At 52.1% G+C, this 23,416-nt stretch carries 22 protein-coding genes; 9 read left to right on the top strand and 13 right to left on the bottom strand.

Going from position 1 to position 23,416, the window contains the following annotated elements; all coding sequences use genetic code 11:
- Positions 1-7: 7 nt before the first annotated feature.
- From AB8516_RS13350 to AB8516_RS13335, 4 genes are read right to left on the bottom strand one after another with little or no spacing between them, the layout of a single operon-like run.
- Entirely contained in the window at positions 8-547 is a 540-nt protein-coding gene (locus AB8516_RS13350; protein WP_369161349.1) for a pilus assembly protein PilP, read from the bottom strand.
- The gene (locus AB8516_RS13345; RefSeq protein ID WP_369161347.1) at positions 544-1,149 is read right to left on the bottom strand and encodes a type 4a pilus biogenesis protein PilO; all 606 of its coding nucleotides are present in this window, start codon (positions 1,147-1,149) and stop codon (positions 544-546) included. The genes AB8516_RS13350 and AB8516_RS13345 overlap by 4 nt, the downstream gene beginning before the upstream one ends.
- Positions 1,146-1,706, bottom strand: coding sequence for a PilN domain-containing protein (locus tag AB8516_RS13340; protein WP_369161345.1), 561 nt, complete (start codon positions 1,704-1,706; stop codon positions 1,146-1,148). Before AB8516_RS13340 ends, AB8516_RS13345 begins: the two co-directional genes overlap by 4 nt.
- Positions 1,706-2,779, bottom strand: coding sequence for a pilus assembly protein PilM (locus tag AB8516_RS13335; RefSeq protein ID WP_069121084.1), 1,074 nt, complete (start codon positions 2,777-2,779; stop codon positions 1,706-1,708). Before AB8516_RS13335 ends, AB8516_RS13340 begins: the two co-directional genes overlap by 1 nt.
- A 207-nt stretch (positions 2,780-2,986) precedes the next feature.
- Here AB8516_RS13335 and AB8516_RS13330 point away from each other — a divergent pair, with 207 nt between their 5' ends.
- Positions 2,987-5,458, top strand: coding sequence for a penicillin-binding protein 1A (locus AB8516_RS13330; RefSeq protein WP_369161343.1), 2,472 nt, complete (start codon positions 2,987-2,989; stop codon positions 5,456-5,458).
- A gap of 6 nt (positions 5,459-5,464) precedes the next feature.
- Positions 5,465-6,067 carry a hypothetical protein gene (locus tag AB8516_RS13325; protein WP_369161341.1) on the top strand — a complete coding sequence of 201 codons (603 nt, stop codon included), beginning with the start codon at positions 5,465-5,467 and terminating at the stop codon, positions 6,065-6,067.
- A 38-nt stretch (positions 6,068-6,105) separates the two neighbouring features.
- Here the strand turns inward: AB8516_RS13325 and AB8516_RS13320 are convergent, their stop codons facing one another.
- Positions 6,106-7,407: a citrate synthase gene (locus AB8516_RS13320; RefSeq protein WP_369161339.1), complete on the bottom strand. Its 1,302-nt coding sequence runs from the start codon at positions 7,405-7,407 to the stop codon at positions 6,106-6,108.
- Between the two features lie 267 nt (positions 7,408-7,674).
- A complete protein-coding gene (locus AB8516_RS13315) occupies positions 7,675-9,027 on the bottom strand; it encodes a KamA family radical SAM protein (RefSeq protein WP_369161337.1) in 1,353 nt (450 codons plus the stop codon).
- A gap of 497 nt (positions 9,028-9,524) precedes the next feature.
- Here AB8516_RS13315 and sucC point away from each other — a divergent pair, with 497 nt between their 5' ends.
- The 4 genes from sucC (at position 9,525) to AB8516_RS13295 (ending at position 13,528) form a co-directional block, all read left to right on the top strand.
- On the top strand, positions 9,525-10,685 hold the full coding sequence (gene sucC, locus AB8516_RS13310; protein WP_369161335.1) for an ADP-forming succinate--CoA ligase subunit beta: 1,161 nt from the start codon (positions 9,525-9,527) through the stop codon (positions 10,683-10,685).
- Positions 10,686-10,711: 26 nt separating this feature from the next.
- Positions 10,712-11,581: a succinate--CoA ligase subunit alpha gene (gene sucD, locus AB8516_RS13305; protein ID WP_369161333.1), complete on the top strand. Its 870-nt coding sequence runs from the start codon at positions 10,712-10,714 to the stop codon at positions 11,579-11,581.
- Between the two features lie 133 nt (positions 11,582-11,714).
- On the top strand, positions 11,715-12,587 hold the full coding sequence (locus AB8516_RS13300) for a PPK2 family polyphosphate kinase (protein ID WP_369161331.1): 873 nt from the start codon (positions 11,715-11,717) through the stop codon (positions 12,585-12,587).
- A 164-nt stretch (positions 12,588-12,751) separates the two neighbouring features.
- Complete coding sequence (locus AB8516_RS13295; RefSeq protein WP_108293879.1) at positions 12,752-13,528, top strand: hypothetical protein; 777 nt, start codon at positions 12,752-12,754, stop codon at positions 13,526-13,528.
- 12 nt (positions 13,529-13,540) lie between these two features.
- On the opposite strand, the gene AB8516_RS13290 is transcribed toward AB8516_RS13295, so the two are convergent.
- Positions 13,541-14,329 carry a dienelactone hydrolase family protein gene (locus tag AB8516_RS13290; RefSeq protein ID WP_369161329.1) on the bottom strand — a complete coding sequence of 263 codons (789 nt, stop codon included), beginning with the start codon at positions 14,327-14,329 and terminating at the stop codon, positions 13,541-13,543.
- An 88-nt stretch (positions 14,330-14,417) separates the two neighbouring features.
- On the opposite strand from AB8516_RS13290, the gene AB8516_RS13285 reads away from it, so the two are divergent.
- The gene (locus tag AB8516_RS13285) at positions 14,418-15,662 is read left to right on the top strand and encodes a TlpA family protein disulfide reductase (RefSeq protein ID WP_369161327.1); all 1,245 of its coding nucleotides are present in this window, start codon (positions 14,418-14,420) and stop codon (positions 15,660-15,662) included.
- A gap of 121 nt (positions 15,663-15,783) precedes the next feature.
- Complete coding sequence (locus tag AB8516_RS13280; RefSeq protein WP_369161325.1) at positions 15,784-16,551, top strand: hypothetical protein; 768 nt, start codon at positions 15,784-15,786, stop codon at positions 16,549-16,551.
- A gap of 93 nt (positions 16,552-16,644) precedes the next feature.
- Here AB8516_RS13280 and AB8516_RS13275 read toward each other — a convergent pair whose 3' ends face one another.
- The 5 genes from AB8516_RS13275 to AB8516_RS13255 form a co-directional block, all read right to left on the bottom strand.
- A complete protein-coding gene (locus tag AB8516_RS13275; protein ID WP_369161323.1) occupies positions 16,645-17,769 on the bottom strand; it encodes a 6-phosphofructokinase in 1,125 nt (374 codons plus the stop codon).
- A gap of 145 nt (positions 17,770-17,914) precedes the next feature.
- Positions 17,915-18,700 carry a thermonuclease family protein gene (locus tag AB8516_RS13270; RefSeq protein ID WP_369161321.1) on the bottom strand — a complete coding sequence of 262 codons (786 nt, stop codon included), beginning with the start codon at positions 18,698-18,700 and terminating at the stop codon, positions 17,915-17,917.
- A 27-nt stretch (positions 18,701-18,727) separates the two neighbouring features.
- Positions 18,728-18,931, bottom strand: a complete 204-nt coding sequence (gene rpmE, locus AB8516_RS13265; RefSeq protein WP_069121071.1) for a 50S ribosomal protein L31 — start codon at positions 18,929-18,931, stop codon at positions 18,728-18,730.
- Between the two features lie 99 nt (positions 18,932-19,030).
- Positions 19,031-19,381, bottom strand: a complete 351-nt coding sequence (locus AB8516_RS13260) for a DUF3135 domain-containing protein (protein WP_369161319.1) — start codon at positions 19,379-19,381, stop codon at positions 19,031-19,033.
- A gap of 174 nt (positions 19,382-19,555) precedes the next feature.
- Positions 19,556-19,819: a transcriptional antiterminator, Rof gene (locus tag AB8516_RS13255; RefSeq protein ID WP_369161317.1), complete on the bottom strand. Its 264-nt coding sequence runs from the start codon at positions 19,817-19,819 to the stop codon at positions 19,556-19,558.
- 113 nt (positions 19,820-19,932) lie between these two features.
- Between AB8516_RS13255 and AB8516_RS13250 the strand changes: the two genes are divergently transcribed.
- A complete protein-coding gene (locus AB8516_RS13250; protein ID WP_369161316.1) occupies positions 19,933-20,385 on the top strand; it encodes a hypothetical protein in 453 nt (150 codons plus the stop codon).
- Between the two features lie 85 nt (positions 20,386-20,470).
- Here AB8516_RS13250 and AB8516_RS13245 read toward each other — a convergent pair whose 3' ends face one another.
- Positions 20,471-23,251, bottom strand: a complete 2,781-nt coding sequence (locus AB8516_RS13245; protein ID WP_369161314.1) for an EAL domain-containing protein — start codon at positions 23,249-23,251, stop codon at positions 20,471-20,473.
- Between the last annotated feature and the right edge of the window lie 165 nt (positions 23,252-23,416).

Raw genomic sequence — 23,416 nt, 5'->3', positions numbered from 1 at the left:
CTCTTGACTATTCCGCCAACGCTAGCGAAGCCTGACGCTCAATATACCCACCAGAACCATCCTGTACTATCTCAGTCAATTCGATTCTGTCTTCAGAAATCAGCAGGATACGACCATGATTTTGGCCCATATAGTTGCCGCTTTTAACCTTGTGTACAGTCCCTTCCTTGGTCTTCACCAATCCCCATGTGGCCCCGACTTGCTCCAGTGTTCCAACCATCCGAATGGAGTCCAGCGGATAGCTCTCAAGCTCCTCTTTACGCCGATTGAAATCGGGCCTGACCCCACTCCCTGCAACGCTTGCCGTTTCAGACTGTTCACCGTAGACATCAAGAAACGGATTTCGGCGCCCCGTATCTGAGTAGATAAAGGTCTCTATCTGCTTGATCTCGGGTAGCGGCTCTATACGTTCCGGTGGTTTCGATTTTTGCTCTGTAACAAATCCACTTAACTCATCAAGATTAGGATTTGCACACCCGGACAGGGCGGCGGCAGCCACAAGGGAAACCAGTACCAGGATTCTGTCGTTGAGGATACGCATACTCATTGACCTTCTTCCTCTTCATCGAGGTAGCGATATGTTTTTGCTGTCGCCTCAAGCAGCAGATCGGCGTTTGCATCATCTTTAGATGTCCTGCTTATCTTGATATCGTGAATCGTCACAATTCGCGGCAAAGCAGCCAACCCACTGATAAAATGGCCAAATTCGTGATATTGTCCAGTCACCTTGACCTGTATCGGCAGTTCTGCGTAGAACTCTCTCGGTACCTCATCCAGCGGCTTGAAGAGCTCGAATTCAAGTCCGGACGCCAGCCCGGTCTGGGACACATCAACCAACAACTCGGCCACCTCCGTCTTGTCCGGCAACTGTCTCAACATGGTACCGAAAGACTGTTTCATCTCTTCCAGCTGTTTTCGGTAAGCATCGAGGTTGGCTGCCTTTCTCTGTTTTTTGGCGAAATCCGCACGTAGTTTCTGCTCTTCTTTCTGCACACCTTCCAAGCTTGCTATATCATCCTCGACAATCAGATAATAACCGGCAACCAAGACCAATACTGCTGCCAATACGACCACGACGAGTTTAATCGGTGTTGGCCAAATCCCGACATTATTGAAATCGAGTTCATTGAGATCGTCGATAATGCTCATTCTTCCACCTCCGCATTCTGGGAGGTTTGCTTCACCATTAGCTTAAACTGGCTGTAACCGGTGCCTGTCTTCTCTCTACTCTCGATAAACACCAAAGCGGGTTTTTCCAGCCATTCAGAGTCGTCGATATTACGCATCATGGACGAGACGCGCGCATTCGACTGCGCCTGCCCGGTAAATGTGACGCTGCTCCCCTTCTGTTCGATTTCATCGAGAAAAACACCATCAGGAAGCGTGGTTACAACCTCATCGAAGAGATGCACTATTTGCGGTCTGCTACTCTGCAACTCCTGGATGATATTCATCCTGGCCAGAAGATTTTGCTTGGTTTTGTCGAGATCCTGTATTTCACGGATCTCTTTCTTTACAGCAGCGATCTCTTTCTGCAAATAGGCGTTGCGGGCATTCTGGGCATCGATCTGGCTCTGGATGAGCTGGTGCACGCCGAATACGATAAAGGCAGCTACCAGTGCCCCCGCCAGCACCATCAAGCCGAATTCCTTCTGGCGCTCTTTGCGCTCCGCTTCACGCCATGGGAGTAGATTTATGCGCGCCATCAGTCGAAACTCCTCAATGCCAGACCGCAGGCAATCATCAATGCCGGTGCATCAGCACTCAACGCCTGCGGCTTTACTCTGGACGAAACCGACATATTGGCAAACGGATTCGCTACCGATGCCGGGGTCCCCAACTTCTCCTCAATCAGATCGTCGACACCGGGTATGGATGAGCTGCCCCCAGCCAGGATGATGTGATCAACGCTGTTATAGGAACTTGAGGAGAAAAAGAACTGCAATGACCGGCTGACCTGTTGCGCCATGGCCTCTTTGAACGGATCCAGTACCTCTGGCACGTAGTTGTCCGGCAGGCCACCCTGCCGTTTAGCCATGCCGGCCTCTTCGATGGAAAGGCCGTAACGTCGCTGGATCTCCTCTGTCAGTTGCCTGCCACCGAAATTTTGTTCCCGGGTATAGATAATCTTGTTGTTGTGCAGGACATTCAGGGTAGTTGTGGTGGCGCCGATGTCTGCGATGGCAATCGTCTGATCCTCACCATGCTCAGGCAGTTGATCCATCAATTGGGAGCAGGCATTCTCCATGGCATAGGCCTCGACATCCACGATCGAGGCGGAGAGTCCGGCCAGCTCCAGCGCGGCGACACGATCGTCGACATTTTCGCTACGGGATGCAGCCAGCAGTACATCGACCAATTCGGCATTTTTCTCTGAAGGGCCGATGACCTCAAAATCGAGGTTGACCTCTTCCAGGGGATAGGGGATGTATTGATCGGCTTCAAGCTGAATTTGGCTTTCCAGTTCCTGGTCGGAAAGGGCCGCCGGCATCGAGATGACCTTGGTGATGACGGCAGAACCGGATACCGCTACCGCTGCATGTTTGGCCCTGGAGCCGGATCGCCGAACCGCCGCGCGGATCGCCTCACCAACAGCATCGACTTCCGCGATATTCTTTTCGACGACAGCGTTACCTGACAGGGGTTCGACCCCATAGGCTTCTACCCGGTAGCTCGCGCCATTACGCCCCGTAGCTTTGGACAACTCCAGCAACTTAATAGCTGTAGAGCTTATATCTATGCCTATCAAAGGCGGTTTTTTTCTTCCGAATAGTGACATGCGGTTACCTAAACAATCCTTATGCCGCAGAACTTAACTAGGATTCTCTTTAAATAGAGTAAGTAACTATATAGCAGCAAATGATTTTTTTGTGAAGACATTTTTTCACAAAAGAGCTAATAATGCTCACATTTTATTTGCTAGACTATCGACCTTCATACGGACCATTCTGGTCTGCCCTGATAAACTAATTCTGTGAACCAGCGCATGAAGTCGTTTTACAGACTCTTAAGATACCTCGTTTACTTCTTATTCGGCCTGTCATTGATAGGTGCCGTTACCCTTTTTGGCGCCTATCTTTACCTTGAACCCAAGCTGCCATCCATTGAAACACTCAAAGATGTCCGCCTACAGGTCCCCCTACGAATCTACAGTAACGACCACCTACTCATTGCTGAGTTTGGCGAGAAACGTCGAGAACCACTCGATTTCGATCAAATCCCGCCGATCATGATCAACGCCTTCCTCGCCGCCGAGGACGACCGTTTTTTCCAACATCCCGGCGTAGACTACCAAGGCATTCTCCGTGCCGCCATACAGCTTCTGCTCACGGGTGAGCGAAGACAGGGCGGAAGTACCATCACCATGCAAGTCGCCAGGAACTTCTTCCTCAGCAGCAAAAAAACCTACACCCGAAAACTCAACGAGATATTTCTCGCACTGAAGATAGAACGGATGCTCTCCAAAGAGGAGATACTCAAACTCTACCTTAACAAGATCTACCTCGGCCACCGTTCATACGGCGTCGGTGCAGCTGCCTTAGTCTATTACGGCCGGCCTGTAGAAAAACTTGAGCTTTCTGAAATCGCCATGATCGCAGGGCTCCCCAAAGCCCCATCCCGCTACAATCCCATTTCCGACCCGGCACGGGCATTGGTGCGCCGAAATTACGTTCTGGGCCGCATGCGGGAACTCAACTATATCAGTCAATTCGAGTATGACACAGCAAAAGCCGCACCGATAACCGCCAAGCTCCATACCACCCCGAGCGAAGTTGAGGCCCCTTACGTTGCGGAAATGGCCCGAGCGGAGGCGGTCAGCCGCTTTGGCCAGGATGCTTACACCAGCGGTTATAGTATCACCACAACTATCGACAGCCACCTACAATCTGCAGCCAATCACGCCCTTCGGCAAGCTATCCAATCCTATGACAAGCGCCACGGTTATCGCGGAGTTGCCGGTCATTACGATATCGCTGACATCGAGGAAGATATCGAACTGATCGCCCTGCTTGAGGAGCTGCCGGAAGTCACAAGTATGAAGAAGGCCATCGTTACAGCCATTGGCGAGCAGAGCGCAGAGGCCCTAACCGCTCAGGGCGAGCGGTTAACACTCGAATGGCCGGGGCTATCCTGGGCAAGTGCCTATGTCGATCACGACATAAAAAAGAAGGCGCCCAAGCAAACCCATGAAGTCCTTTCGGTCGGCGACCTGATCTACCTCTACCATGAGACCCCAGAAGAGGGTGATCCCTATTGGCGTTTGGCACAGATTCCAGCCGCAGCAGGCGCACTAATCTCCGTCTCCCCATACAACGGCTCGATAATGGCTCTAGTCGGAGGCTATGATTTTTATCTCAGCAAATTCAACCGGGTGACTCAGGCCAAACGTCAACCTGGATCAGGTTTCAAGCCCTTCATCTATTCCGCCGCACTGGAAGCAGACTTTACGCCTGCCACCCTGATCAACGATGCCCCGGTGGTTTTCGAAGATGACGGCCTAGAGGCCGTATGGCGTCCGGAAAACTATAGCGGTAAATTTTTTGGTCCCACACGACTCCGTTATGCTTTAACGCACTCACGCAACCTGGTTTCCATACGACTGTTGCGCAAGATAGGGATTAAGCATGCCATCACATACGCCACCCGCTTCGGTTTCGATAAAAATGATCTGCCTCACGACCTCTCACTGGCATTAGGCAGCGGTTCTGTTACACCGCTCGCCATGGCTGGCGGCTATAGCGTACTGGCGAATGGTGGTTTTTATGTACCTCCACACGTCATCGACTCGATCCGCGACGATCAGGGAAATGTCCTCTATCAGGCAAACCCGATCCAGGTGTGCGATGAGTCGATGCGACAACTGGCCGAGAAAGCTTCCCAACACGCCGAGGAAGCAACACCATTGGAAACAGAGAATGCAGATGGAGAGACGGCAAGCGTGATACCACGCTGTGCCAAACGCGCCATAACCGAACAAAACCAATATCTGATGCATTCGATGCTGCGCGATGTAATTCAGCAAGGCACAGCCCGCAAGGCCCGCTCCCTTGGTAGAATGGATATTGCGGGAAAGACCGGCACTACCAACGATCAGCGTGATGCCTGGTTCAATGGCTTCAACCACTACCTGGTCACAACCACATGGCTCGGCTTCGATAATGTAGAACCACTGGGCCGTGGAGAAGTAGGGGGCCGGGCAGCACTTCCCGCCTGGATAGACTACATGCGAGTGGCACTAAACGGTATCAAAGAGGTCATACCGGACATGCCGCCAAAGATGGTTACCATGCGGATTGACGTCGACACCGGCCAACCTGTGGGTGTCGGCAACGCGAACGCGATTTTCGAGGTATTCGAAATAGACAATGCCCCCAAATTGCCGGATACGGGCCGTACCGGGCAAAACGAAGGGAGCGTCTCACCTTCAAACATAACCCCTATTGAAGACCCATTTTAACCGGCAATGCGGACAGGAAAACGTGAGTTACAACGGCTAATCGCATACGAGGCGGCACGCATTCTGACAGAGCTGCGCTCTGACAACGTCACTTATGCCTGCCAAAAGGCGGCGGCGAAGTACGGCATCACTAAACGCCAGCTTTTACCTACCCGCGAGGAGGTGGAGAGTGCCCTCAGGGAACAGCAGCGTCTGGTTCGTGGTGAAAGGCAGACTGATACCCTGCGTGTACTTCGCCTCAGTGCACTCAACGCCATGCAGGCATTGATACAATTTAATCCCAAGTTAGTGGGAGCTGTTTTTGATGGCACGGCCGATAGCAACAGCAGTGTGAAACTGCACTTATTTGCCGACACCCCGGAAGACCTGCTCTTCACTTTGAGTGATCTGCATATACCCTGGCAGGAAAAGCAGCACCGGTTGCAGTTCAGTAACGGCAGAAAGGAATCGGTACCCTGTTTTATCTTCAATGCAGATGGCGTCGGTTTCGAGCTTGTCGTACTGCCGGCACAAAACCCACACAATCACCCATTGGATCCCCTGGACAATCAGCCCATTCAGGGCGCGAGCATAAAACAACTGCAGCAACTGGTCGATACTCCCGGTTGAACCACACTTCTCCCGGCCCTAAGTATGCGTTGTTTACATCATCGATCGCTTAGCGGCACGTAATCACGCCTGGCGTAACCCTTGTAGATCTGACGCGGACGCCCAATCTTCTGCCTCGGGTCGTCCATCATCTCCAGCCAATGCGCCACCCAACCGACTGTGCGGGCTATGGCGAACATTACAGTGAACATATTGTTGGGTATACCCAGTGCCCGATAGATAATACCGGAGTAGAAATCCACATTGGGATAGAGCTTGCGTTCGATGAAATACTCATCATTCAGCGCGATCTCTTCCAGGCGCTGAGCCAGCTCGAACATCGGATTGTTCGCATCCGCCAGTTTCTCCAATACCTCATGGCAAACCTCACGAATTATGCCGGCACGTGGATCATACTTCTTGTAGACCCTATGCCCAAATCCCATCAGGCGGAATCCATCATCCTTATCCTTGGCCTTGGCGATATACTTGTCGATTTGCGAAACATCCCCAATCTCGCTCAGCATATCCAGAACCGCCTCATTGGCGCCACCATGAGCGGGGCCCCACAGTGATGCGATACCCGCAGCGATACAGGCGAAGGGATTTGCCAACGAACTGCCGGCAAGCCTTACCGTGGAGGTACTGGCATTCTGCTCGTGATCCGCATGCAAGATAAAAAGCAGATTCAACGCCTTTTCCGCAACCGGATCCACTTCATACTCTTCACAGGGGGTAGCGAACATCATGTGAAGCAGGTTGGCGCAGTAAGAGAGTTCATTGCGTGGGTACATGAAGGGCTCGCCCACGTTATGCTTGTAACTGGCAGCCGCAATGGTCGGCATTTTGGCGATCAGCCTGTGAGCCGCAACCCGGCGTAACTCTGGATCATTGATATCCAGCGAATCGTGATAAAAAGCGGAGAGTGAGCCAACCACACCGACCATGATTGCCATGGGATGCGCATTGTAGTGAAAGCCATCGAAGAAGTGGGTCAGGGTCTCATTCAACATAGTGTGGCGGTTAATCAGTTGATTGAAATCCCGCAGCTGACCTTCGTTCGGCAACTCGCCGTTCAACAGCAGATAAGCGGTCTCCAGGAAATCACCGTTAGCGGCCAATTGCTCAATGGGGTAGCCACGATATTCCAGAATACCCACCTCACCCTGAATAAAGGTAATCTTGCTTTGGCAACTCGCCGTGGACATAAATCCAGGATCATAGGTGAAGACCCCGGCCTCTTTGTAGAGCGCCGAAACGTCGATTGCCGGGGGACCCTGGATCGATTCACGAACAGGTAGCTTTACCGACACCCCGGTTTCGTCATTCGTCAAGGTATAGGTCTTTCGATTATCCGCCATGTTGTGCTCCGTGAGTTACTTCAAGGCTTGCGTAGGATCGGTGCATTGCATTAACAACCGACAATACCCTACAACGCATGTGGTATAAATTAACAGTCAAATAAATATAACTAATTTTTATAAGTGACAAAATTATAGCCCGAGGCCAACGGGGTTCATCAACAAGATTATGTTAATGATAACTATTGCTTTTTAACAAACCCAATCCACAACCGGCCACCCTGACAATGTATGGCCGTAATACCATGGGGAAGTGATTATGCAGGTTTACCGCGCAGCCTCAAGAAAGGGTAGTGCCTGTCCCTGAACTGGTCGCAACTGATCATACCAGGTGACTTTTTCATCATATTGAGCAAAAAAGGGCCGCTGCACAAGATCGTGATCCCTCGCCTGAATAAAGCGTAAAACAAACACCTTCTCTCCATTGATCTCAGTGACACCCTGAATCTCTACCTTACCGGGGCCGGCACTCATACTAGGTCCACGGGCGGTGCGTCCCAATCCGGAAACCTGCTTCATCGCATCACGATAGATCTGCCATGCCCTGTAGAGGGGGACCTCGAAATAGCGACGAGCGCCGGTATCCCGTTCCACAAACATATAGTAAGGGTTAACTCCCAATTTTACCTGTTCATTCCATAGCTTTGCCCAATCGTCCGAATTGTCATTGATGTGAGCTAACAATGGGCCCTGACTGCGGATTTCAGCCCCAGTAGCCCGTACCCTGCGAATGGCGGCCCGGGCAACGTCAGTATCCAGTTCGCGCCAGTGATTGTAATGGGCCATGATGGCGACATGTTTGCCCGCCAATACCAAATGATGAAGCAATTCAATCAACTCGTCGGCATCGTCATCAAAAATGAAGCGATGAGGCCAGAATGTCAACGCCTTGGTTCCGATACGAATCGTCTGGATATGACTGAACTCGGGGTGGAGCAGCGGCTCCAGGTAGGCCTTTAACTGCTTGCTTTTCATCACCATCGGATCACCTCCGGTCACCAGCAGGTCCGTCACCTCCGGATGGTGTCGCAGATAGCTGTAGAGCTTTTCCGCCTCGGTGGTTGCAATACGTAGGGACTTGTCGCCGATGAATTGCGCCCATCTGAAACAGAAAGTGCAGTAACTGTGGCACGTTTGTCCCTGACTGGGAAAAAACAGCACGGTCTCCTTATACTTATGCTGCAGGCCGTTGATTGGCTCACCATATTCGTCCCGCGGTAGATTATTCTCCAGCTGTCCCGCCGGGTGGGGGTTGAGCTCAGCACGGATCTCATTGGCCACCACCTGCAGCTCCTTCTTTTCCAATCCGGAGTCTAACGCCATCGCCATACGGTTGAAATGCGCATCCGACAACATGCCACGCTGGGGAAAGGTCAGCTGAAACATCGGATCTTCGGGCGCACGCTCCCAATCGATCAGCTCACGCAACACATACTCGTTGACCCTAAACGGCAATACAGAAGAGACAACCTTCATCTCGTAACGCAACTCAGCGGGGAGGCGCTCCAGCTGACCGATACGGCCAAGGTCACGGGCTGTGTAGACAGTGAAGCGCTGTGGTGCATACTCAAAATCTACCGCGCGCAACAATGATCTGGTTGATTGGGAATTAAGCAGCATAGTCGTCTCCTCAAGAGATCAATAACACGATCCAAGACCCCTCATATGGTTGGAAAATGCAGCCCATAACCACCGGCAGTCGACAGTGACTCGATTTGCTTATCAGACACCTCACAAACAACCAGAGAATCGGGCATAAGGAGGCGTACCCTAACAAACAATGGCTATTGCTTCAAAAAAAGCTTAAGGCGGCATTATGCACGAAGACAGAATATGGCAGCTTTTGCTGTCATTTATCGGAACTTAAAAGCATTTATCGCCTTATTATGGTTACATTTGAAAATGTAATGATTCTCGAAATCAAGATTGTTAATTCACGATTTTGCGCCACAAATCCACTGACCCTCATTGCACCAACTGACTGCCAAGCCGTATACCAACTGGATTTTTTGTGCAAAGCACTATAAAAAACCGACTTCTCCATTCATAATATGATTTATATGCCCATAAACCTAATAAGAGGGCAGCAAAAGTAAAAAAACACCAAAGGGACCATCATGAACCTACACGAATACCAAGCAAAATCGCTCTTTGCCAGTTACGGCATTCCTGTACCGCAAGGTCAGTCCGTCTCAAGCCCAAACGACGCCCGAACCGCAGCACAGGGACTTGGCGGCGACATCTGGGTCGTAAAGGCCCAAGCCCATACCGGTGGTCGCGGCAAAGCGGGCGGAGTGAAGTTGGTGCGCTCTCTGGATGAGGTGGAAGAGGCCGCCCGTGAGATTCTGGGAATGACCCTGGTCACCAAGCAGACGGGCCCGCAGGGACTGCCTGTGAATTCGATATTGGTGGAGGAGGGGAGTGACATTGCCAGGGAACTCTATCTGGGCGCCCTGCTGGATCGGTCTCGTTCACGCATCACTTTCATGGCCTCGGCCGCTGGCGGAATGAATATCGAGGAGGTCGCCGCGGAAACTCCGGAGAAGATCCTTACAACGACGGTCAATCCTTCAACCGGAATGCTACCCTTCCAATGCCGCAAGCTCGCATTCGGCCTCGGCCTGACAGGCGGCCAGATCAAACAGTTTTCAAAAATAATGATGGCTCTGTATCAGCTCTATTTGGACAAGGATGTCAGCCTGATCGAAATAAATCCGCTGATCGTCACTTCATCCGGCGATCTTGTGGCCCTGGACGCAAAGATCAACCTGGACAGCAATGCCCTGTACCGCCACCAGGAGCTGGCGGCATTGCGCGATATCACACAGGAGGATGAAAAGGAGGCCGCCGCCGCTATACACGACCTGAATTACATTACCCTGGACGGCAATATCGGCTGTATGGTAAATGGCGCCGGTCTCGCGATGGCGACCATGGATATGGTAAAGCTGCATGGTGGCGAACCCGCCAACTTCCTCGACGTCGGAGGAGGGACAACCGCGGAAAGGGTAACAGAGGCATTCAAGCTGATCCTATCCGACGCCAAGGTCAAAACGGTGCTGGTCAATATCTTCGGCGGCATCGTCCGCTGCGACCTGATCGCGGAAGGTATTATCACTGCCGCTCGCACCATTGGCGTCACGGCGCCTGTGGTAGTGCGGCTGGAAGGCACCAATGCCCAACAAGGACTCGAAATGCTGGAAGCCAGCGGCCTCGATTTTCTCACTGCCAATGACTTTACCGAAGCCGCGAAAAAAGCCGTATCCGCAGCAGCCTGATCAATCAGCAAGGAATAAACAAAACAATGAGCATTCTCGTCGACAAGAACACCCGTGTTATCTGCCAGGGCTTCACCGGCAAGCAGGGCACCTTCCACTCTGAACAGGCTATTGCCTATGGCACCCAGCTGGTGGGCGGCGTAACCCCTGGCAAGGGGGGACAGACACACCTCGACAGACCGGTCTTTGACACTGTGCATGATGCGGTCGCCACCACCGGTGCCGATGCCACGATGATCTATGTACCGCCTCCTTTCGCTGCCGACGCGATCATTGAAGCGGCGGATGCTGGAATTCGGGTAATAGCCTGCATCACCGAAGGCATACCTATCCTCGATATGCTGAAGGTGAAGGAGGCCCTAAAATCCTATGATGCACGTCTCATCGGTCCAAACTGCCCCGGTGTCATTACACCAGGCGCCTGCAAAATCGGCATCATGCCGGGTTCGATCCATCAGCCGGGCAGGGTCGGTGTCATGTCACGTTCCGGCACACTCACTTACGAAGCCGTCCATCAGACAACACTCGCCGGACTCGGTCAAAGCACCTGTGTCGGTCTTGGCGGAGATCCGATAAACGGGACAAGTTTCATCGATTGCCTGAAGCTGTTCCAAGAGGACGGGCAGACTGAAGGTATCATCATGGTCGGCGAGATCGGCGGCTCAGCCGAGGAAGAGGCGGCAGAGTATATTAAAAACCATATCAATAAACCCGTTGTTGCCTACATTGCCGGCGTTACCGCACCACCGGGAAAGCGAATGGGTCATGCTGGAGCAATCATCAGTGGCGGCAAGGGCACTGCGGAAGCCAAGTTCCAGGCCTTGGAAAATGCCGGTGCTCAGGTGGTAAGATCACCTGCAGAAATGGGAAGCCTTATGGCAGAATTGCTAACTTGAGTGCTGCTCAGCGAGCGGACCGTTAAGTTGCACCTTGATAGCTGCTCAGCCACCACAAACACACTGCCTATAGCAGCACCGAGCCAAGTTGTCGCTATGCGCTGCTTATAGAACTCGACAGGATTGATAAGAAATGAAGCCAGTAATGAGTCCTTATCTCGTTCCGTTCAAAGGCCAACTGAAGCCGAGCACCCTGACGACCGAACCACCGGAAGACGCACCAGGCAAAAAGGGCTGCAAGAAAGCCCTGGGAAAAGAGATCGACCGACTGGACGAACTCCAGCGCAGACTCTACGCAGAGGATCGACGTTCACTTCTGATTCTCTTCCAAGCCATGGATGCTGCCGGCAAGGACAGCACCATCCGCGCCGTAATGACAGGCGTCGACCCCAGTGGCTGCCAGGTATTCTCATTTAAACAGCCCTCCAAAGAGGAGCTGGACCACGACTTTCTATGGCGAACCACACAGGCCCTTCCCGAGCGAGGGCGCATCGGTATATTCAACCGCAGCTATTATGAGGAAACCCTGGTGGTCAGGGTGCATCCCGAGTACCTGGAAGCACAGCGTATCGACATTCCGGATGGACTCGATCAACTATGGCAGCAACGATTTGAATCCATACGCCAATATGAGAGGCACCTGTCGGAGAACGGCACCGTGATCCTGAAATTCTGGCTCAATGTCAGCAAGGATGAACAACGCAATCGATTTCTTTCCCGACTGGATGAGGCGCGAAAAAACTGGAAGTTCTCAATCAAAGATGTGGAGGAGCGTCAGCATTGGGACAGCTATATGCATGCCTATCGCCAGACCCTGGAAGCAACTTCCAGGCCTTGGGCGCCCTGGTATGCCATACCCGCTGACGACAAGCCCTATATGCGCTGGCAGGTTGCACGCATTATCCGCAAAACGCTGGAGGGGATGGAGCCGCGCTATCCCCAGGCCGACCAGGATGAAGCCAAGCGTTTTGCAGAAATGCGTCAGCTACTGAACAACGAACCATGATGACGGTTATGCATCACTAAGCCGTTTTATGGCTTTTATCCGATCCTCCAGAACATAAGATGAAATCTCACCCTTTGGCGTCTATGCTGAAGGGTAAAGTGTATTGTCCCGGCTTCACGATTGAGGATTTGGTCCTAGCAGTTTGCAGACCCGGTATTCGAACCATGCGCCTCCGGAATATCACAACAATCTGCCTGACCCTCTTTATCTTTGGCAATAGCCAAGCGGAGATAGAGCCCGCACAGCGCAGCAATCGCCAGATGGCGGTTACTGTCTGCAACGACTATCGGGAAACCAACCGCCTACCCTGTTTCGTTTCGCGCAAAGAGTGTCCCGGGGGATTCGAGGTTATTGAACGCTTTGCCCACAGCACCGGCCCAAGCTTTTCAGCCTGCCGCGACAAGCGGCATGAACGCCCCAGACACAACAGGTCATCAAGCAGACTGTTCAATTCCAAAAATCAACAATTGCTGGATCAATTTAAACGACTCATCGGTGAGGTTGAAAGACATCAGACCGGCGCACCTGCACACCTGCCGCAGGCCTCACAGGATAAGCTGGCGGTATTCTTCTCCGGCATCGACCTCAGCAACATCCGATTGGCGCACAGCAAAGCCCTCACAAATGGTTGTTTCACCGATTGTCGAATGATTTTTTGTGCCAACAAGGATCAAGTCGACGTCTGGACCAACCCTCATGCCCCGGTTTTGACGATCAGACTACTGCACCAGCTTGCCCATGCTGAACGCTGTGAAATTCAGGGTGGACAAAACCGGTTTGTCCAGACCTGGTTGCGCCACTTACCCGAAGAGGTGCTAACAGCACTGGAGCGCGGCGAACCCATCGACACGGAAAAAATCCACTTTGCGATTTATATGGAAACTCACGCGAACAACAGGGCCGAAAGCATCTGCCGCCGGGTAAGGTGTGTAAAGGATTGATACGGTCAGCGCTCACTTCGCATATATCGCATCCAATGCCTTCGACAAGGCACCCCAGGATTGTTTGTCGGCCATTGCATCGTACTGCAGCGGCAAATCGAATTTCTTACCAAAATCATCGGCCTCCGGGTTGGTAAATGAGTGCCTGGCACCAGGATAATTTGTAAAGCTGTATTTCACTTCGGCCCGATCCATCTCCGCCATGAAGGCCTCTATATGCTCCGGCTTTACAAAGGGGTCGTCCGCGCCGTTGAAGACCATAACCTCTGCCTTTACCGCACCTTTCGCCGCTGGTGCGGATGTCGGCAGACTGCCATGAAAACTGGCCACCAGATCGAGATCGTGACCACGCCTTGCCATCTCCAAAACCATGCCGCCTCCAAAACAGTAGCCGATCGCGGAGATCTCATTCCGGGCTACCGTTTTATGGTTCTGTAACAGTTCTGTCGCTGCCTGGAAACGGGCACCCGCCGTCTCCATGTTCTTTTTCACCTCACCGGCAAACCGTCCCGCATCCTTGGGGTGGTCCGCCTGTTTGCCCTCACCATACATATCCACCGCCAAGGCCGTGTACCCCATGGCAGCCAGCTGTTCTGCGCGGCTACGCGCATAAGCATTGTGACCCCACCATTCATGTACTACCAGAATACCGGGACGCTTTTTCCCGATCGCATCATCATAGGCAAGATAGCCGTTCATCCGGGTATCACCGTGATGGTACACAACCTCCTCTCCGACAACCGCACTCAGGGCGGCAAAAGGAATACAGCACAGCAACCCTGCCATTGCAAACCTGTTCATCTGTTCTCTCCTCCTCAACATAAAAACCACACATTCGGATGCTTATACAGACTACACATAGCACAAATCCGTGGGTAACATCACCATAATGCGAGTCCTGATAATACTTTTCCTGCTGTTATTGAACAGCCAGACGATCATCGCCCTCGAACATTCCGTGACCGATCGTCACGGGAATGAAATCTCTATCGACATCAACCAGGCGACGGGGGATATGGTTATGATCTGGCTGCTCGATCATGACGAGCCTCGCCCTCTCTTCGATAGTCTGCTGCAGCAGCTGACAGATTCCGGAATTGAGATATGGCGCGTGGATCTGCTGGAATCCTATTTTCTGCCCCGCTCGAGCGAGAACGTACGCACACTCGATGGAGAGGGTGTTGCCGCAGTCATTCAAGCCGCCCATAGCAAGACCACAAAAAAGATCTTGCTCGCCAGCTACGATCGCATGCCACTGCCACTGTTACGGGGCGTCAACCGTTGGCAAAGCACCCGCAAAGCATCACGACTGTTGGGCGCAATACTCTTCTATCCCAACCTGTTCGGCGCTGCCCCGATGGCTGGAGAGATACCGGAACTGGACCCAATACTCAACGTCACCAATCTGCCATTGGTGATCTATCAACCTGAACTTGGCAGTCAGCGCTGGCGATTGAAGCAAATGGTCACTGCCCTTTGGCAAGCAGGTTCACCCACCTATGTCTACCTGGTGCCAAAGGCAAGGGATTGGTTCATCATGGGCGAAGGCGAACCTGACGAGCAGGAAGCAAAGATGGTTGCCAGAATACCCGGGCAACTGCCCAGCCTGGCCAGACTGCTGGATAGCCACCCCAAATCCGCGACACAGACACCACTGCAACCGACACGGATACCCACCGGCAACCTATACACCCTGACGGCCGTAGATCAACTTAAACCTGCACCCCCCTTGCGACTGGCAGACAGCCACGATATTTACCTCGATATCGAAGGGTTAGACAACAGGGTTAGACTGGTCAATTTCTGGGCGACCTGGTGTCCTCCCTGTGTCGAGGAGATCCCTTCATTGAACCGACTTCAGGCCCATTACAAAAATCAGGATGTCAGTATAGTGTCGGTCGATTTTCGCGAGTCGGCAGAGGAGATAGAGGCATTTCTCGAGGAGAGGCCCGTCGACTTTCCGGTTTTGATGGACAGGAATGGGCTGACATCCCTGGCCTGGCGGGTGTTCAGCTTTCCCAGCTCATTCATCATCGATCGGCATGGGCGGATACGCTATACCGCGAACAGAGCCATCAACTGGGACAGCAAAGAAGTAATCGAAGTCCTCGATGGGTTGCTGGCGGAGCCATGAGTGACTCTAGAGCCTGTTAACTCTGGTCCAACCGGCCCTGGAAAAAGCGTGATGGGAATCCAAGATTAAATTAGATATTTATTATAAACTAATTTACTCGCGTGAAATCCGGAAGAGTCTAATGGCTAGTCAATCCAGTAAGAAAAAGGCCGCACCCGCCAAAACCAAGCAAGGCGCCAGTGCTACAACCACCCGTAAGAAATCGGCTGCCAAAAAGCAGCCGGTTAAAAAAAAGTCGGCTGTATCTGTGAAAAATGTGAAGGATCAGACTGTCGAGTCAACCAAGCCATCAAACGAGAGTCGTGTCCTGCCTGGCTTGCTGCAAGGATTGCAATCGGTATTCGATAAGATCCACAAGGACAGCCGTAAACGTGAAGATCACCAGGAAAAGATCATCGAGGAGTTCAGCGAGCGGCTGACCCAGGCCTTCGAGCAGAGCCATTCAGAGACGGAAGAGAAGGAGAAACTACTGCTGGAGAGACTGGAAGCCATAGAGAAGGAGCAGACGTACAGGATTCAGCGAATAAAGCTCTTTTCCTTGCCGGGTACTTTGATCGCAATCGCCGCCCTGATCTATCTCTTCTACGTGGTTCACATCATGGAACGCTCCATGACCAGCATGTCCGCCGATATGAATCAGATAAGGCACCATATTGCATCGATTGGCAACGATACCCATGCCATGTCAGGTGGCGTTACCGAAATGAATCAGCAGATGGCACAGACAAACAAGAACATGAAAGCCATTACCACCCAGGTGCAGGGTATGAACGGCAATATGAATCACCTCACCCGAAACGTGGGTGTAATGACGAATGACGTAGGCGCCATGTCACATACTGTCAGTCCGGTCATGAATGGGATGCGGAAATTCATACCGCTCTTTTAGCCTCCTCCATGCTGGAGTGACAAGTGCCGCGGCAAGGGCCTGTTGACAGCAACACGATCCGGTCTGTTGTACCTGATAAAGCGCCAACAGACTCTAGCTATCCCCAAAATTGATTCCAATCCGTTTTGCACTGACCACCCAAGGGTGGTCAGTGGGCACGAGTTTCTTATTGCCCGCTACTTCTGCCAGGGGAACGGGTACGGCCACTTCACCTTTTGACGCCACCATGACACCGAAAACACCTTCCGAGATCAGATCGGTGCAGGCAGTTCCCAATCGGGTAGCGAGTAGCCTGTCCGCGGCGGAGGGTGTGCCGCCACGTTGAAGATAACCGAGGATGGTCACCCTCGATTCAAGCCCGGTCAACTCTTCAAGTTGACGGGACAAGGTAACCGTATGGTTCGCGTGGGCAGCCTCAAACGCGGCCAGCTCCGCTTTCGCGTTCTTGCGATCCCGCTTGTTGCCGGCTTCACTTTTCCGTTTTCTGAGCATCCGATATTGCTCGGACTCGCCTTTCGGCAACGCACCTTCCGCCACTGCGACGATACTGAATGGCTTGCCGCCAACAGCTCGAGCCCTGATCGATTCAGCAACACTTTCGATATCGTAGGCGATCTCAGGCAACAGAATGACATCCGCGCCGCCTGCCAGGCCCGACCCCAGGGCCAGCCAACCGGCACGGTGCCCCATGATTTCGACGACTATGATGCGGTGATGACTGTGTGCGGTACTATGCAGACGATCAATGGCGTCTGTGGCGATACCCAATGCCGTATCGAAGCCGAAAGTTGTATCCGTGTGTGCCACATCGTTATCGATGGTCTTGGGCAGCGTGATGATGTTGAGTCCCTTTTCCATCAACTGCAAGGCGTTTTTCTGCGTCCCGCCACCCCCGATGCAGACCAGCGCATCGAGGTGGTGGGCCTGGTAATTCTTGACGATAACATCGGTCATATCCTGACGTTTACCGTTGAAATTCATACGGTGAGGCTTTTCCCGGCTGGTACCCAGAATAGTGCCGCCGCGGGTGAGAATGCCCGACAGCGTGTTGCCGTCCAATTGCATGATGCGGTTTTCGACCAGGCCGCGAAATCCATCACGTATACCAATCACCTGCATATCGTAGAAATTGGTGGCCGACTTGCCGACACCCCTGATTGCCGCATTGAGGCCCGGGCTGTCACCGCCAGAGGTCAATATTCCGATATGTATGGCCATGGATGCTCCCTTGCCAGAATTGTTAACTTAGATGCTGAAATCATCAGCCGCAATCAAGCCTTCCATGACGCGCTCAGAGATTGCGGTATGATACACCACTCAAACAACTGGCTGGAGTGGCCCATAACGGGCTCCGGAGAAGGATTCATTCACGCTCCAGCCAATGAATGGATGAGGTATGCCTCACCCGTATCCGCTGGTTGCCGTTTCGATGATAGATCCATCCACGCACCTCGAGAGGTGTGTAGAGGAGAGATTCCGGATCATCGATCCCAAATCCCTCCCAATCGTTCCAGGTTATGCGTAAAGCCAATCCACCATCAAGATTCAGCCAAACACCACTGCGACTCTGGCCTACACGCTTGATATATCCGTTGAGAATATGAAAACCGGTCTCATTCCCATTCAGTTTCGATGCATCACCGATGGGGAAGCGCCAAACGCCTTTCTCACCCTTGCGAGCCTCTGTTTCCGCATGTTTGTAGCACTCATGGTTTCTCAGGTTAGGCGGGACAGCGACCAGATATCCGGCCCCTTGCTTTAACATCTGACGATTGATGCTATCGCCGCGATGATCGTACAGGTGAGCCAGCAGACGGCCATATCTGTCCCGTCGTTCGGCATCCATACAGATCCTGACGGAACCGCCGCTCCGCTTTACCAATATTTCAAGCAGATGTTTGGCCTCTTCAGCATTCGGCTCATCAGCTGTCCCCTGTCCAAGTTCCGGTGTGTTCACGCCAATCAATCGAATCCTTGTTCCATCCTCAAGACGCAAGGTATCACCATCATAGATGGAGGAGACTTCGAGCAGGCCGGCACTACAGGGTGAGCAGCTTACTGCATGGGAAAAGGAGGGGACGATAAGCGTGGACAGGAAAAAGGCCCCGCAAAGCGGAGCCCTTCTTAAAATATCGATCAGGAACGCCATGCAACTACATAGCGGCACTGTACTGGATCAGCGGCTGTACTTCCTGCGGAATTTGTCCACACGCCCAGCGGTGTCGACGATCTTTTGCTTACCTGTATAGAATGGATGACAGGATGAGCATACCTCTACATGGAGCTCCTCCTGACCCAGCGTGGAACGCGTCAGGATCTCATTACCACAGCTACATACGACTTTGATCTCCTCGTAACGAGGATGAATATCCGGCTTCATGACTGACTCTCTATTGAGAAGGACATCGTTGACGATCTGCCCTCCCGGGGCAGGAAAGAGCGGAATGATATGCCAAGTCGTTCGCCAAGGCAAGTCTCGTTACTGGCGCGATGGCTTGACCGGAAAATCCAGAATTTTACACCCCTTCTTGGTTACACCGGTTCTGAGTTTGACATCTCCCTGTAAGTAGCCCAACAAGCCCTTTGGACCGATCATGTGATCCCACATCATATTGGAGATCTTTACACACGCACTGAGAGGGGACCGGTTCCTGCGTTCCTGGTCTATCCGCCATTGCAGCTGTCGCATCCGTTTCTGCCTCTCTACCGGCAGTGTGGAGATAAAATCATCGATGGCTGCTTGGCGCATGTTCTCGAAACGCATCGGATCCCTCTCTGCCAACTTGAGGAGGCGATCGAAATCCAAGTTTCGGTTACTTAGCTGCGTCATCAATCAATCCTGATCCTTCCTTATGTAGGAAAAGCTATCACAGCAACTCGACTATGTCCCCGATGGAAATTCCTGAAATAGCGTGATATTGCAACTAATTAAGTGGGTTTTTCCAATAAATTCATAGACATATTGAAATACCCATGTAAATGACAATATTTTGACTATACACTGTCAAACCAGCAGGCTCTCACCGCTTTCGACACTATATGCCCCTACAATTCGATCCAGCCTAACAGACTCAATCGACCCATCTTTCTGCTTCAACACTAAAAACTCAGCCCTGTCACGAGTCACAACATCGATCGGCAACACCCTCGCCCGATGCTTCACACCCGCCCCATCATGCCAGCTGAGATCCAACATCAACTTTCTCATGACAGCATACTGATAAGTCTCGTGGTGGGCGCATGCCACAGGTTCATAGTTCTCGTTCACGCATCTATCCCCATTGCCGCATTTGCTATTGATCCCAAAGCCACCTTAGAATCACTGCGTTGATGTGGCCTTTGACCGCGAATTTCTGGAAATCACTATAAGGGCTTGGAAGTATGTCGAACATAAAGAAAGAGATCGAGAGCCTTAGAGCAAAGATTGCACGCTTGGAAAATGAGCAAAAAAAGGCCGAAATAGTCGAGAAGGCGCTTGCCAGCGCCAATACCCAGATCGATAAGATACTGAAAGATAACGGTATAAATTTCGAGGCCTATATACGACACAACTATAAGAGGGTCAGCCGCATAATTCAGAAAATCGAGGGTAAATCCGACAAAACAAAAGCCAAAACAAAGCCCTCGACGCAGAAGAGATCCACACGCCGGGGTCAACGAATCCCTAAAACGGCTGCAACCATAAAGATACCGGCCGGGAAATACGGTAACTTACCGAACAATCCCGACCGGGTTTTCGAAGTCAAGGAAAAGGGACCAAGACCCAAATTGCTTAAGGGCTATGCAGAGGAGATAGGATTGGAAGCCTTTATGAATCAGTGCCGAATCGACTGATGACCGACCTACGGGCGAATTAAAGAGACTTTTATAAGTTCGATAGAGACCCTGCTGGCACCGAAATGATCAGTGTGAACAGGCGCTAGGCTGCATTGAGCGGACCTGAGCCGGCCATCTGCAAAGGCATCGGACGCACAACCCCGAAACCCTGGGCATAATCCACCCCAATATCGATCAGTTGCTCCAGGGTCTGATCATCCTCCACGTACTCGGCGATGGTCTGTAGCCCCATCAGGTGACCGATTTCATTGATCGACTCCACCATCGCCTTGTCGACCGGATCATTCACCATGTTTGAAACAAAACTACCGTCGATCTTCAGGTAATCAACGGGCAGGCGCTTTAGGTAGGAGAAAGAGGACATACCGGTACCGAAATCATCCAGTGCAAAACGAAATCCCCGGCGCTTCAACAGACTGATAAATCGAGCCGCCTGATCAAGCCGGCTGACAACCGCGGTTTCTGTAATTTCAAACGAGATCTTCTCCGCAGGCAGGTTGAATTTACGCAACTGCTCCAAGATATGTTCGTGCAAACTGCCGTCACCCAGGGACTGGCCGGAAAGGTTGATGGCACAGAGTCCCAGCTCATCCAAACGCTGGGGATTTTCCGACAGCCACCTGAAGGCATGACTGATTACCCAGCGGTCAAGGCTTCCCATGATATTGTAGCGTTCCGCGGCAGGGATAAACGCACCCGGCATGATCTGTTTGCCCCGCTCATCCTGCATACGCAGCAGCACCTCAATATGCTCATCGCCGATCGCCGAGCTGCGCAGGGACATAATCGGTTGTTGCAACAAAGAGAATCGCTGTTGATCCATGGCGCTTTCGATTCTGCCCACCCAACGCATCTCTCCCTGCTGCCGCTTGATCTCCTCATCGTAGGGCTGAAAGACATGAATCCTGTTTCTTCCCATATCCTTGGCCACATAACAGGCGGCATCGGCCGAACTGAGCGCACTGTGGGGACTTTCCGTATTAGGTCCTATCGCAACGATACCGATGCTCACTCCGGTAGAGAAGGTTCTACCTTCCCATGTGAACCGAAAATCCTTGACCACGCTGCAGATCTTGGTCGCGAGGCGTTGCGCCCGATCAAGCTGGCAATTCTCCATCAATAAACCAAACTCATCCCCACCCAGACGGGCCAACACATCATCGCCTCCGATGGTGCGCTGCAGCCGGTGAGAGAGCTGGCGTAACATCATATCCCCCGCCACATGGCCACATGTATCGTTTACCAGTTTGAACTGATCCAGATCCATGTACAGCAATACATGCTGCATTCCATGATCCCTGCAGTTGGCGAATGCCTGTCGCAGACGTTGATCGAAGGCATGGCGATTCAACAGATGGGTCAAGGAGTCATGGGTTGCAAGAAAACGCATTTCCCGCATCATCGAACGGGTGGAAGTAACATCCCTGAACACCGTCACCGAACCTTTGAACCGGCCCTCCTCCTTAATCGGGTAAGTTGAATACTCAACCGGAAAAAGCGTCTCGTTTTTTCTTAAGAAAGATTCATCTTTGACCCGAACCGATTCGCCTCGCTGCAGTACTGCGCTATTGAAGGATTTCCCGGCCTCGTCGAACATTCGAACCCGTTTATGAATCTGTTGATTCAATAATTCATCCTGGGGATAACCCAGCATCTCCGCCGCCGCCTTATTGATGAAGGTACAGGCATCCCGCTCATCGATTCCGAATATGCCTTCCCCTGTTGACTCCAGTATCAGCGACATCTTTTTATTTACCGCTTCAAGCTGGCCGGAGGATTTCTCGAGGGACTTATGTGCCACCTTATGCGCTTGGGTACGCTCATAATTCTCTATCGCAAAGGCCAGATCCTTCACCATTTCATCCAACAGATCATGGATCGTGAGGGTGAAGTAGTGGCGCTCCTGGGCGTAGACAGTAAGCGTCGCAACCACCTGTTGGTTAGTGACGATGGGAAATACCGCCGCCGAACGGCTGCCGCTGAGCTGCGCTAAACGATGCCAGGGCGTTTTCCCAGGGTCGACTTCGATTTCATCAATTACCGACGGACACTTTCCATACGCTGAGATAGCCAGCGGACTGTCTGCCTGTGGATTCGTCAGGTCTAGATCGAATGTGCAGGCCTTGAGACTCTCCAGATTGATCCCGGCACTGGCAATAGGCATGATATTTTTACCTATTTCATTGACCTCACCAATCCATGCGGCATTGAAACCGCCAAATGTCACGGCAATGTCGCATACACGTTCAAAAAGCACCTGCGGCGATCGATTGCGCAGAATCATCTTACTGGTTTGTGAAAGCGCAGCATAGAGTGCTTTCTGTCGATTCACCAACTCTTCGCGTTTTGCAATCTCTTCAGCCATGGATTTGAAGGCTTGAGAGACATGCGATAATTGGTCATGCTCCGGCAGATTGGCTGCCGCCAGATAGTTGCCTCGGGCAAGCTCCATCGCAACCTGCTTGAGATGTGATATGGGAAACAGCAACTTCTTGTTCAATAACCATGAAAACAGGATCAAGCCAAGCAAAAAGCCCAGTGCGTAGAAGGTGGAGCGTTGCTTTACGATGGCTATCAGGTTTTTATTGGCATGGCTTTCTATCTGCGGACCAGACCCCACGCCAGCAGAAGGGACTTCATCGGCATTGGATTGCTGTTGTGGGAGATTGAGTTGTAGATCGGCAGGCGAGATCGCCACCGATTCCGCTGCGGGATTTCCGCCAACACTGATCGGGCGATAATTCAGATACACGTCCACTGTGAATAGGCATAGAAATAGTACCGCCATAGTGGCAGCAACTTTGCCATTCAGTTGCATATCATCGTCGTGGCGCTGAAAGCGCCGGATCCCCCATATACTCAAGTTGGACTGGAATCTAAAGACCACTAATCCGCTTCTCCGACTTAGTGATCAGATCGGATCTTTGGGTCCGATGCGCTCCCTGCGTAACAGCTCGCGTATCCAGATTAGACGAGGGGTCGCTAAAACTCCTTAGCCGAATCAGTTCTTATTTTTGTGATGTCCGCT

The organism is Candidatus Thiodiazotropha sp. LNASS1 (genome assembly GCF_964212655.1).
GTDB lineage: Bacteria > Pseudomonadota > Gammaproteobacteria > Chromatiales > Chromatiaceae > Thiodiazotropha.
This window is presented reverse-complemented; position numbering and strand designations above follow the sequence as displayed.